The organism is Streptomyces pathocidini (genome assembly GCF_001418495.1).
Lineage (GTDB): Bacteria > Actinomycetota > Actinomycetes > Streptomycetales > Streptomycetaceae > Streptomyces > Streptomyces pathocidini.
This window is the reverse complement of the sequence record NZ_LIQY01000423.1, coordinates 1-11,537: the sequence shown is the minus strand read 5'-3', so window position 1 is coordinate 11,537 and position 11,537 is coordinate 1. Positions and strand designations below refer to the sequence as shown.

Here is an 11,537-nt window from a genome sequence, read left to right as displayed (position 1 = left end):
GCGTACGGGGCGCTTGGCGGAGACGATCGTCAGCGGCACGATGGTCTGCCGCGCCCAGCAGGCGAAGTCGTAGATGTTGAGCGGGAACCACTTGGGCAGGTAGATCAGTTCGGGCGGCAGCTCCGGCAGGTCGTCCCACTTCCACCAGCCGAACAGGGCCAGCCAGATGCGGGTGAAGACCCTGGCACGCGCGATCCCGCCCTGCGCTCGTACGAACTTCGCGGCCGCCTCCATGTGCGGCGCGTCGGGCGCGTCCCCGGCCAGGCGCAGGGCGACGTACGCCTCGATGGTGGCGGAGAGTTCGCCGGGCCCGCCGTGGAAGGTGGCCCAGGTGCCGTCCTCGCGCTGCTCGCCGCGGATGAAGCGGGCGGCGGCCTCGGTGGTCGCCGCGTCGCGGATGCCGAGGAACTGGCGGAGCAGCAGGTCCTCGGCGTCCATGGTGACGTTGGTGGCCAGGTCGCCCTTCCACCAGCCCGCGTCGTCCTGCCGCTCCAGCAGGTGGGCGACCGCCCGGTCGAGCGCGGTCCGGGCGTCGGGCGGGCCGCTGGGTGGGCCACTGGGCGCGTCGGCCCGGGTCGCCGTGGTGAACTCGGTGACCTGGGCGGTCTTTGGAGCCTTTGTGGCCTTGGCGGCTTTGGTGGCCGAGGCTGCGCGGGGCTGTAGCGGCCCTGAGCTTCCGTCGGTCGTCGCTGTCATGGCTTCCCCTTCGTGCAGTGAGTCCGTGGTTCTCTGCTGTGCTGGGGTCTGCCGTCGGCCGGCGCCCCTGGCGGGGGCGCCGGCCGGCGACCGCGAGCTATATGAGGTGGTGGGTCATCGCTCTCGTACTACGACGAAGTCGGCGAGCGCCACCAGCTGTTCCCGTACGGGGCCGGGGATGCCCGCGCCGTCCAGCGCCCGGATGGCGGTGGTGTGCTGGCGGCGGGCCTCCTCGGAGGTCCACTCCCGGCCGCCCGCCTCCTCGATGAGGGCCGCGCGGGTGGCGAAGGCGTGCTCGTCGAAGTTGCTGAGGTCGTGCGTCTTGGCGTCGTGCGCGAGGAGTTCGGCCAGCTGCTCGGAGGCCGGGCCGCCGGCGGCCAGCGCGGCCGCGACCGGCAGGGACTTCTTGCGCTGCCGTAGGTCGCTCCAGGTCTGCTTGCCGGTGGCCTCCGGGTCCCCCCAGATGCCGAGCAGGTCGTCCACGGCCTGGAAGGCCAGGCCGAGGTGGTGGCCGTACGCTTCGAGGGTGTCGGCCAGCGTGTCGTCCGCGCCGCCGAGGACCGCGCCGATGGAGGAGGCGCAGGCCAGCAGCGCGCCGGTCTTGTTGCCCTCCATCTCCAGGCACTCCTCGACGGTGACCCGCTCGCGGTGCTCGTACGAGATGTCCTGGGCCTGACCGTCGATCAGCTTGCGGGAGGCGGTGGTCAGGCGGCGGGTGGCGCGCCCGGCGTCGGCGGTGCCGAGCTCCAGCAGGATCTCGTTGGCGAGGGCGAACAGCGCGTCGCCGACCAGGATGGCCTGCGCGGGGCCGTGCACCTTCCACACGGTGTCGCGGTGGCGGCGCTGCTCGTCGCCGTCCATCAGGTCGTCGTGCAGCAGCGAGAAGTTGTGCACCAGCTCGACGGCGACCGCGCCCGGGATGCCCGTCTCGGGCGGGGCGCCCGCGGCCTCGGCGGACAGCAGGGCCAGCGCAGGACGCACCGCCTTGCCGCCGCCCGCGGTGGACGGGCGGCCGTCCGCGTCGAGCCACCCGAAGTGGTATGCGGCCACAGAGTCCATGGGCGGCTCGAGCCGGTGCACGGCGGCGCGCAACTCCGGTGTGGCGAGGGCCCGTCCGCGCTCCAGCAGCGCCGCGACTCCCGCGTCACCGGTGGGCGGTTGTTCCGAAGACACGGTGTCTCCTCTGTGTCCTGTAGTGGTGCTCATCGTGCTCATGCCGCCTCCTGCTGGGGCCTGCCCCGGCCGAAGACGGGGAGAGGGTCGAGATGCGGGCGGCCGAGTCCGGCGAGCGCGGCGGCCGCCGCGTCGGCCCCGCTGCGGACGGCGCCCTCCATGGTCGCGGGCCAGCCGGTGTCGGTCCACGCCCCGGCGAGGTACAGGCCGGGCGCGCGGGTGCGGGCGGAAGGGCGCAGCCGCCCGACGCCCGGGGTGGGGGCGAAGGTCGCCGTGCGCTCGCGGGTGACGAAGAAGTCGCGGACCCGCGCGCCGCGGGCGGCGGGCAGCAGCCGATCCAGCTCGGGCAGGTAGCGTTCGCGGAGCGCGGCGACCGGCGTGTCGATCTCGTCGTGGGCCGCGGACTGGGACAGCGCCAGGTACTGGCCGCCGCCGGTCAGCCCGGCGGCCTCGGTGCGGTCGAAGACCCACTGGACCGGCGTGCCGAGCGCCGCGAGGAACGGGTGGCGCAGAACAGTGCGGTCGTAGACGACGTGGACGTTGAGGATCGGCGCGGTGCCGATCGCCAAGAGCCGGTCCGGCTCGTCGAGCGCGCCCTCGGGCAGCAGCCGGTGCGCCTCCTGCTGCGGTACGGCGAGGACGACGGTGCCTGCGTCCAACTGCTCGGCCCGGCCGGTCCCGCCGGAGACGGCGACGCGCCAACTCCCGTCCTGGGCGTCCTTGCTGACGGACTGTACGCGGCGCTGGAGCACCGTCCGCACGCCCGCCTTGTCGAGTGCGGTGCGCGCGAGCGTGTCGTGCAGTTCGCCGAGCGGCACGCGGGAGAAGCCGATGTCGGCGGCGCCGGGCTCGGAGAGCAGCCCGGTCTTGAAGACCATGGCGGCGAGCCCCAATGAGGCCTGCCCGGCCCGGGCGTTGAGGGTCGCCACGCCGACGAGGTCCCACAGCGCCTCGATGGCGCGCGGGGACTGGCCCTGGCGGTGCAGCCAGGTGGCGAAGTCGGTGCCGTCCAGGGCCGGATCGGCCGGGTCGAGCCCCTTGAGGGCGAGCGCGGCGCGCGCGACCTGGGCGCGCTCGGCGAGCGAGAGGTGCGGGTAGCGGGCGAGGCTGGCGGCGAGGTGCAGCGGCACGGGCAGCGCGGCGCGCCGCAGCCGCCCCAGCCGCAGTCCGTCGGCGTCGAGCACGGGCACGTCGAGCCGATCCTGCAGCGGCGCGAGCCCCGCGCCACCGATCCGGTCGAGGAACCAGCGGTACGCGGTGCAGCACCGCAGATAGACGTGCTGCCCGTTGTCGACGGTCAGCGGCCCGGCCGCGCCCTGCCTGCGGAAGGAGAAGGCCAGCCCGCCCAGCCGGGGCCGGCCCTCGACGAGCGTGACGCGCAACCCCGAGTCGGCCAGGGCGAGGGCGGCGGTGACACCTGCGATACCGCCGCCGATGACCACGGCGGCGCTCCGGGAGCCGCCCGCCGCGCCGGAGTCCCCGGCCAGGTCGGGCCGCGCGCTGTCGACGCTCATGCGCGCCCCCGGGCGGCCTGCCGCGACAGGTGGCGGGAGACGTGCCGGGCGTCCAGGCCCGACAGGCCGCGCACCGCCACGTACGCCTTCTCGCGCCCGGGCAGGGAGACCCGCCCGCGCAGCACCGCCGCCGGCTCGGCGGCGATGCGGTCGAGCAGCCGCCGGTAGATGCCGGCCATGGCGGCCACGCAGGCGCCGCTGCGCCGGTCGAGCAGCGGCAGCAGCCGGAATCCGGAGGCGAACAGGGCCTGGGCGCGGCGCACTTCGTAGTGGACGAGGCCGTTGAAGTCGGCGCCCTCCGGGGGGTGTTCGACGCCGCGGAAGCCCGCGGAGCAGCCGAACTTGGCGAGGTCGTCGGCGGGCAGGTAGGTGCGGCCGCCCTCGGCGTCCTCCCTGATGTCCCGGAGGATGTTGGTGAGTTGGAGCGCGAGGCCGAGCGTGTCGGCGTACTCCGCGGCGCGCCCGGCCTCCCGCTCGCCGACGCCGTCGACCGTGCCGAACACGCCGAGCGAGAGGCGGCCGATCGCGCCCGCGACGCAGCGGCAGTAGACCTTCAGGTCGCCCCAGGTCTCGTAGCTCGCGCCGCGCACGTCCATCAGCACGCCGTCGATGAGCTCGTCGAGTCCGCCGAGCGGGATCGGGAAGCGGCGCGCCGCGTCGGAGAGCGCGACGGCGACGGGGTCGGTGTCGTCCTCGGCGATCTCCTCGCCGTGGATACGGGCCAGCAGCGCGCGGGTCTCCTCGAGCCGCTCGCGCTTGGTGTCGGCCGGCAGGGCGCCGTCGCCGATGTCGTCCACGCGGCGCGAGAACGCGTACAGCGCCGACATGGCCTGCCGCTTCTCGACCGGCAACAGCCTGATGCCGTAGGCGAAGTTACGGGCCTGCTGTCCCGTCACGGCCTCGCAGTAGCGGTACGCCGCGAGCACCGGCGCGGACGCGGGCACGGATCCGTCCACGTCCGGCTCACCCCTCTCTTCGCAGTGTCGCCCCCGCCTCGCGCACGAGGTCGAGCTTGGTGGGCTTGGGCGGTCCCGGGAGTACGTCGTGTCCCGCGGCGTCGATGGCCCGCAGCGCGGCGCGCCCCCCGGCGACGAACCCGGCGAGCAGCAGCCGGAGTCTCCCGTGGACGCTGCCCACGAGCGGGGCGCCCTCATCCAGCAGGAGACGGGCGCGTTCGGCCTCGAAAGCGACCAGCGCGCGCACCGGCGGGCCCCCGGTGGGGGCGGCCAGGTCGGCGGTTTCGACGTCGAACCGCTTCATGTCCTCGGCGGGGAGGTAGACGCGGTCGCGCCGCAGGTCCTCGGCGACGTCCTGGAGGTGCTCGACGATCTGGAGCGCGGTGCAGATCGCGTCGGAGCGGCGGACCCGCTCGGGGGTGGTGGTGCCGGTGATGCCGAGGACGAGGCGGCCGACGGGGTTGGCGGACAGTTCGCAGTAGGCGAGCAGATCGTCGTAGGTGGCGTACCGGGTGATGCGCTGGTCCTGCCGGTTGGCCTCGATGAGGCCGAGGAACGGCTCGGGGGTGAGGCCGCAGCGGCGCACGGTCGGTACGAGCGCCTTCAGCAGGGGGTGGCGCGGGCCCTCGCCGCCACGGTCGAAGACCCGGCGCAGGTCGGCCTCGAACGCGTCGAGGACGGCGAGCCGGTCGTCGGCGCGCTCGCGCTCCAGGCCGAGCAGTACGGCGTCGGTGCCGCCGGGGGCGAGGTCGCCGTCGCCGATGTCGTCGACGAGGCGGGCGTAGCCGTAGACGGCCATGAGGTCCGCGCGCCAGGCGCGCGGGAGGAAGAACGGGGCCACGGGGAAGTTCTCGCGGGCGGCCTTGTCGAGCACGGCACGCGAGTGGGCGTCCGTCGCCCCGGTCACCGCGGTCCGCCCGGCGAGGCGGTCCGGGTGCAGGGGGAACCACCACGGGGGGCGACGGCGGACGTGCCTCGGAGCCGAAGAGTCCTCGTAGCCATGGCCGTCACATCTCCCGTTCTACACTGCCGACCCAGAACATCCTATTTCGGACACGCCGCCTGGCTGACTGCCGCCTGCCTGCGACGATGAGCCGCTGGGACGTGGTGCCGAGCCACAACGGCGCCGCGCCGAGTGGGGCGGGAGCACGGCTCTGTCGGGCGGGCGGCCGGAGTGCCCGACATGCCGCGAATCAGCACCGGTACAGCTTACGCCGTACAGCATCTCGCCGCGGTCCCCGGGTGGCGCCCGCCAGAGGCGCACGCGCCGGTCGCACACAACCAGCCTCATGGAGAGGCTAGTTACCCATGGGGCCCCGCTCCCGAACTTCACACCCGGGATACCCCCGGACGATGGACAGCGCCCCGCCCCACCGGATCGTCACGGCGGGCACGCCCCCGCCCGAGCCGTACCACGCGACCGCGGCCCCGCCGGATGGATCCGGCAGGGCCGCGGGCACAGCGGTTGCGCGGCTACTTGCCGGTCTCCTTCTCGTACGCCTTGATGACCTCGTCCGTGGGGCCGTCCATGACGAGTTCGCCCTTTTCCAGCCACAGCACGCGGTCGCAGGTGTCGCGGATCGACTTGTTGTTGTGGCTGACCAGGAAGACCGTGCCGGCCTCCTTGCGGAGCTCGCGGATGCGCTCCTCGGAGCGCTTCTGGAACTTCCGGTCGCCGGTCGCCAGCGCCTCGTCGATCATCAGCACGTCGTGGTCCTTGGCCGCCGCGATCGAGAAGCGGAGCCGGGCCGCCATGCCGGAGGAGTACGTGCGCATGGGCAGGGTGATGAAGTCGCCCTTCTCGTTGATCCCGGAGAAGTCGACGATGCCCTGGTAGCGCTCGCGGACCTGCTCGCGGGTCATGCCCATGGCCAGGCCGCCGAGGATGACGTTCCGTTCGCCGGTCAGGTCGTTCATCAGCGCGGCGTTGACGCCGAGCAGCGAGGGCTGGCCGTCGGTGTAGACCCGGCCGCGCTCCGGCGGCAGCAGTCCCGCCACGGCCTTCAGCAGCGTCGACTTGCCGGAGCCGTTGGAGCCGATGAGGCCGATGGCCTCGCCGCGGTAAGCGGTGAAGGTGACGCCGCGCACGGCGTGCACCTCGCGCATGCCGACCGGCTTCTTGCGGCCGACGATGCGGTTCAGGGCGGCGGTGGCGCTGCCCCTGCCCCGCGGGCCGCCGTTCACGCGGTAGACGATGTGCAGATCGTCCGCGATGACGGTGGGGATCTGCGACCGCTCCGGAGCCCGAGCTTCCTCGATCTTGCGCGTGTCCTCAGCCACGGCCATAACGCTCCTCCGCCTTCCAGAAGAAAACAAAGCCGCCGATGCCCGCCACGACGGCCCAGCCGAGGGCGAGCGCCCACACGTGGGGGGGCAGGTCGGCGCCGGTGTACCCGTCGATGAACGCGAAGCGCATGAGGTCCATGTAGACGGCCACCGGGTTGGCCTGGAGTACGTCGACCAGCCACGGAGACGCCCCGGCGCGCTCCTTGAGCATGTGCTCCAGCGGGAACATGACGCCGGAGGCGTACATCAGCGTCCGCATCACGAAGGGCATCAGCTGCGCCAGGTCGGGGGTCTTGGCTCCCAGCCGGGCCATGATCAGCGACAGGCCGGTGTTGAAGACGAGTTGGAGCGCCAGCGTGGGGAGCACCAGGAACCAGGACCACGTCGGGAACTGCCCGAACCCGACCAGGATCACCAGCAGGACGATCATCGAGTACAGCAGCTGTTGGAGCTGCTGGAGCGAGAACGAGATGGGCAGCGAGGCGCGGGGGAAGTGCAGGGCGCGCACGAGCCCGAGGTTTCCGGAGATGGCGCGGACACCCGACAGCACCGACGTCTGCGTGAAGGTGAAGACGAAGACCCCCGTCACCAGGAACGGGATGTAGTTGTGCTTGCCGCCGGGGGTACCGTCCCGGCCCCCCAGCAGGATGCCGAAGATGAGGAAGTAGACCGCCGCGTTCAGCAGTGGCGTGGCCACCTGCCAGACCTGCCCGAGCTTCGCCTGGCTGTACTGCGCGGTCAGCTTGGCCCGCGAGAACGCCAGGATGAAGTGGCGACGGGCCCAGAGCTGGCGCACGTACTCGCCGAGGCCGGGGCGGGCACCGCTGACCGCGAGCCCGTACCTGGCGGCGAGCTCGGCGGGGGTCAGCCCATCGTCTCGGGCCGGCGGGGCGCTCACCGCGACCGCACCGTCATGCGTTGTGTCACTCACAAATGGAAACTTTCGTCTTCAAGATGCGCAGCCGGATTCCGGGCGTAGGCAGGCCTTCGCGACGACAGCCGTTGTCCCGCCGTACGACCGATGCTCTCAGACACGGAGCTTGTCAGATGACCGGAGGTCGGCCCAGTCTGGTCAGGCGCCATACCGTACGCCACTTCATGGGGCGGCGAGGGCCGCACGGTGTGGCCCATCCCTCACGGAAACCGCCGAGCCAGGCGCGGAGCGCGGGCCGGGAGGGCTTGCGGGCCAGGGTCAGCAGCAGCCACACCCCGAGGTACGCGGGCACGAGGGGGGCTGGGAGGTTGCGGCGGGCCAGCCAGACGCGGTTGCGGGCGACCATGCGGTGGTAGACGGCATGCCTGCTGGGGGCCGTCGTGGGGTGGTACAGCACCAGGTCCGCGCGGTAGTCGATCATCCAGCCCGCATCGAGGGCGCGCCAGGCGAGGTCGGTCTCCTCGTGGGCGTAGAAGAAGTCGTCCGGGAGGCCGCCGACCTGCTGGAAGACCGCGGTGCGCACCGCGTTGGCGCCGCCGAGGAAGGTGGTGACCCGGGAGGAGCGCATCGGGTCCGAGGCGCGCAGCCGGGGCACGTGGCGGCGCTGGGTCTCGCCGGTGTCGGGGTCGGCGATGCGAAAGCTGATGATGCCGAGCCGGGGGTCGGCGGCGAAGGCCTCGCGGCACAGGTCGGCGGTGTCGACGCCAGGCAGCAGGCCGTCGTCGTCGAGGAAGAGCAGGATGTCGACGTCCCGGCCGCCGGGGCCGAAGGCCTCGATGCCGACGTTGCGGCCCGCGGGGATGCCGACGTTCTCCGGCAGCTCCACCGTCCGTACGCCCTCGGGGAGCTCGGGCAGCGGGGAGCCGTTGCCGACCACGACGACCTCGACCGGGTCGCCGTGCTGCTTGGCGACCGAGTCGAGGAGCGCGCGCAACTCGTCGGGGCGGTTGCCCATGGTGAGGACAACCGCTCCGACGATCAGCGCTGGGGCCGTGTTCACTTCAGCCTGCTCGACGCGAGGATGGACACAAGGTGAAGGACGGTTTGCAGGACCGCGATGGTTGCGAGAACGACGACCGCGATGCGGGTGAACAGCAGATCGCCGTGGACGAAGTCCGCGATCCCGGCGGCCAGGATCACCAGCGACGCCTCGACACCGCCCACCAGCCGGTGGAACTTCAGCGCGGCCGCGGCCCTGCGGGCCAGCGCCATCCCGGAGGAGCGCGGCACCGACGCCGAGTCCTCCGCGGCGGCCATCCCGCTGCGCGCCCGGGCCACGTCCACCAGGTCCGTCTCGGCCTTGATCAGGATCGCGCCGAGCGCGGCCAACGTGCCGAGGAAGGCCCACTGCCACTGCGTGGTGGCGCCATCCCGGTGGAAGACGTCCGCGGCGCGGACGCCGAAGCCCACCAGGAGGGCCGCCTCGGAGAGGTAGTGGCCCACCCGGTCCAGGTAGACCCCGGTGGTCGAGGTCACCTTGCGCCAGCGGGCGAGCTCGCCGTCCACGCAGTCCAGCAGCAGGTACAGCTGGATCAGCAGGGCGCCGAGGATCGCACCGAGCAGCCCGGGGACCAGCAGGGCGGCCCCGGCCGCGACACCGGCGACGATCATGAGGCCGGTGTACTGGTTCGGGGTGATCGGGGTGTTCACCAGGAGCCGGGTGCACCGCAGCGAGATCTCCCGCATGTAGATGCGCCCGGCCCAGTGCTCACCGCTGCGCCGGTCCTTGAGCCCACCGGGGTGGACGACCGGACGCAGTTCAGCTAGCGATGGCTTTGGCATAGTCCGCGTACGCGTCCCTGATCTGGTCGTTGGACAGGTCCAGGTGCTCGAGGATCGTGTAGCGCCCGGGCCGGGTCTGCGGCGCGTACGCCACCACCTCGACGAACTCGTCCGCGCTGAAGCCGATCTCCTCCGGCAGCACGGGCAGCCCGTGCCGGCGCAGGCACGCCGCCATCAGCGCCGACTCCTCGTGGGCCCCGCGCAGATGCATCGCGAAGGCCGCGCCCAGGCCGCACTGCTCGCCGTGGCTGGCCGCGCGCTTGGGGTGGAGGATGTCGAAGGCGTGGTTGATCTCGTGGCAGGCGCCGGAGGCCGGACGGCTGTCGCCTGCCACCGACATCGAGATGCCGGTGAGGACCAGGCCCTCGGCGAGCACGGTCAGGAAGCCGTCGTCGCCGACGCCGCCGGGGTGGCGGAGCACCGCCTCGCCCGCCTGGCGGGCTATGGCGGCGGCCAGACCGTCGATCTGCTCGCCCTTCTCCCGGTTGGCCAGCTCCCAGTCCGCGACCGCGGAGATGTTGGAGAGCGCGTCACCGATGCCGGAGCGTACGAAGCGCACCGGGGCCTCGCGGATGATGTCGAGGTCGATCACCACGGCGATCGGGTTCGGCACCCCGTACGAGCCGCGGCCCGCGTCGTTGTCGAGCGTCGCGACCGGGGAGCACAGGCCGTCGTGCGACAGGTTCGTCGCGACGGCGACCAGCGGCAGGCCGATGCGCGCGGCGGCGAACTTGGCACAGTCGATGATCTTGCCGCCGCCCAGGCCCACGACCGCGTCGTAGTGGCCGGACTTCATGGCGTCGGCGAGCTTGATCGCGTCGTCCAGCGTGCCGCCGCCGACCTCGTACCAGCTGGCGCCCGGCAGGGCCGGGGCGAGCCGCTCGCGCAGCGCCGCGCCGGAGCCGCCGCTGATCGCGACGGCCAGCTTGCCCGAGGCGGAGATGCGCTGGTCGGCCAGCACGCCGGCGAGATCGTCCAGCGCGCCGGCGCGGATGTCGACGACGACCGGCGAGGGGATGAGCCGGGTCAGTACTGGCACGCGATCTCCCTGCCCTTGGCGAGGTCGTCGTGGTTGTCGATCTCGACCCACTTGATGTCACCGATGGGGGCGACGTCGACCTGGAAGCCGCGGTTGACGAGCTCCTGGTAGCCGTCCTCGTAGTAGAGGTCGGGGTCGCGCTCGAAGGTGGTCTTCAGTGCGTCGGCCAGGTCGGCGGCTGCCTCGCCCTCGATGAGGGTCACGCCGATGTACTCGCCGGTGGCCTCGGCGGGGTCCATCAGCTTGGTGATGCGCTGGACGCCCTTCTCCGGGTCCACGATGACCTTCATCTCCTCGTCGGCGAGGTTCTTCACCGTGTCGAGGGCGAGGATGATCTTCTGGCCGTTGCCGCGCCGGGCGAGCAGGGTCTTCTCGACCGAGACCGGGTGCACCGTGTCGCCGTTGGCGAGGATCACGCTGTGCTGGATGGCGTCACGCGCACACCACAGGGAGTACGCGTTGTTCCACTCCTCGGCCTTGTCGTTGTCGATCAGCGTGAGCTTGAGGCCGTACTTCCGCTCCAGGGCCTCCTTGCGCTCGTACACGGCCTCCTTGCGGTAGCCGACCACGATCGCGACCTCGGTCAGGCCCACCTCCGCGAAGTTGGCGAGGGTGAGGTCGAGGACGGTGGTGTCGCCGTCGACCGGAACCAGTGCCTTGGGCAGGGTGTCGGTGTAGGGGCGCAGACGCCGTCCGGCGCCGGCTGCCAGCACGAGGCCGATCATGCGGGTTCTCCTGATTCGTCGTGTACTGCGGGTGCTCCGGAAGAGACCCAGAAACGGATGCTCTCGATGAGCACCGTCAGTGCGAGGGCGGTGGCGAGCACCGTCAGCGCGACTGTGAAACCTGTGCCGGGCAGCGCGGCGGCCGCTACGGTGACCGCCAGAATCCGCCCCTCGTGCCCGCCGATCGCCCGCACCAGCCAGTGCGGGGGCGCCCCGGTGCCGCCGCGGATGCGGTACACCGTGTCGTAGTGATGGTAGGCGACGGCCGCCACCAGCCCGAAAGCCGCAGGCAAGGCGCCGTTCACCTCCGAGCGGGCGGCGAGGACGAGAACGGTGAGGTACTCGGCGGCACGGAAGAGGGGCGGGACCAGCCAGTCGAGGGGGCCCTTGAGGGGGCGGGCGACGGCGAGGACGGCCAGCACCGTGTAGAAG

Annotated in this window: 11 protein-coding genes and 1 pseudogene; all 12 read right to left on the bottom strand. The window is 72.4% G+C overall.

The window, feature by feature from the left end:
* Positions 1-696, bottom strand: a pseudogene (locus AOK16_RS19400) (squalene--hopene cyclase); the annotation flags it as partial.
* A 114-nt stretch (positions 697-810) separates the two neighbouring features.
* The gene (locus AOK16_RS19395) at positions 811-1,902 is read right to left on the bottom strand and encodes a polyprenyl synthetase family protein (protein ID WP_079101555.1); all 1,092 of its coding nucleotides are present in this window, start codon (positions 1,900-1,902) and stop codon (positions 811-813) included.
* Between the two features lie 5 nt (positions 1,903-1,907).
* Positions 1,908-3,383: a hydroxysqualene dehydroxylase HpnE gene (hpnE, locus tag AOK16_RS19390; protein WP_079101553.1), complete on the bottom strand. Its 1,476-nt coding sequence runs from the start codon at positions 3,381-3,383 to the stop codon at positions 1,908-1,910.
* On the bottom strand, positions 3,380-4,339 hold the full coding sequence (gene hpnD, locus AOK16_RS19385; protein ID WP_055473476.1) for a presqualene diphosphate synthase HpnD: 960 nt from the start codon (positions 4,337-4,339) through the stop codon (positions 3,380-3,382). The genes hpnE and hpnD overlap by 4 nt, the downstream gene beginning before the upstream one ends.
* 7 nt (positions 4,340-4,346) lie before the next feature.
* Positions 4,347-5,213, bottom strand: a complete 867-nt coding sequence (gene hpnC / locus AOK16_RS19380) for a squalene synthase HpnC (RefSeq protein ID WP_107098402.1) — start codon at positions 5,211-5,213, stop codon at positions 4,347-4,349.
* Between the two features lie 599 nt (positions 5,214-5,812).
* A complete protein-coding gene (locus AOK16_RS19375) occupies positions 5,813-6,625 on the bottom strand; it encodes an ABC transporter ATP-binding protein (protein WP_055473474.1) in 813 nt (270 codons plus the stop codon).
* Positions 6,612-7,556, bottom strand: a complete 945-nt coding sequence (locus AOK16_RS19370) for an ABC transporter permease (RefSeq protein ID WP_055473473.1) — start codon at positions 7,554-7,556, stop codon at positions 6,612-6,614. The genes AOK16_RS19375 and AOK16_RS19370 overlap by 14 nt, the downstream gene beginning before the upstream one ends.
* A 112-nt stretch (positions 7,557-7,668) precedes the next feature.
* Complete coding sequence (locus tag AOK16_RS19365) at positions 7,669-8,541, bottom strand: glycosyltransferase family 2 protein (protein ID WP_055473478.1); 873 nt, start codon at positions 8,539-8,541, stop codon at positions 7,669-7,671.
* Positions 8,542-8,555: 14 nt separating this feature from the next.
* Positions 8,556-9,341 carry a CDP-alcohol phosphatidyltransferase family protein gene (locus AOK16_RS19360; RefSeq protein ID WP_079101554.1) on the bottom strand — a complete coding sequence of 262 codons (786 nt, stop codon included), beginning with the start codon at positions 9,339-9,341 and terminating at the stop codon, positions 8,556-8,558.
* Positions 9,319-10,380, bottom strand: coding sequence for an iron-containing alcohol dehydrogenase family protein (locus AOK16_RS19355; RefSeq protein WP_055473471.1), 1,062 nt, complete (start codon positions 10,378-10,380; stop codon positions 9,319-9,321). The genes AOK16_RS19360 and AOK16_RS19355 overlap by 23 nt, the downstream gene beginning before the upstream one ends.
* Entirely contained in the window at positions 10,368-11,105 is a 738-nt protein-coding gene (locus tag AOK16_RS19350; RefSeq protein ID WP_055473470.1) for a phosphocholine cytidylyltransferase family protein, read from the bottom strand. The genes AOK16_RS19355 and AOK16_RS19350 overlap by 13 nt, the downstream gene beginning before the upstream one ends.
* Positions 11,102-11,537, bottom strand: a 436-nt coding sequence (locus AOK16_RS19345) for a DUF5941 domain-containing protein (protein ID WP_240483649.1), incomplete at its 5' end; no start/stop codon positions are given. The genes AOK16_RS19350 and AOK16_RS19345, both read right to left, overlap by 4 nt.

Bases quoted from the DNA above. Each gene is read 5' to 3' on its own strand.
- AOK16_RS19395 (WP_079101555.1), bottom strand. From the start codon at position 1,902: ATGAGCACCACTACAGGACACAGAGGAGACACCGTGTCTTCGGAACAA.
- hpnE (WP_079101553.1), bottom strand. From the start codon at position 3,383: ATGAGCGTCGACAGCGCGCGGCCCGACCTGGCCGGGGACTCCGGCGCG.
- AOK16_RS19375 (WP_055473474.1), bottom strand. From the start codon at position 6,625: ATGGCCGTGGCTGAGGACACGCGCAAGATCGAGGAAGCTCGGGCTCCG.
- AOK16_RS19360 (WP_079101554.1), bottom strand. From the start codon at position 9,341: ATGCCAAAGCCATCGCTAGCTGAACTGCGTCCGGTCGTCCACCCCGGT.
- AOK16_RS19350 (WP_055473470.1), bottom strand. From the start codon at position 11,105: ATGATCGGCCTCGTGCTGGCAGCCGGCGCCGGACGGCGTCTGCGCCCC.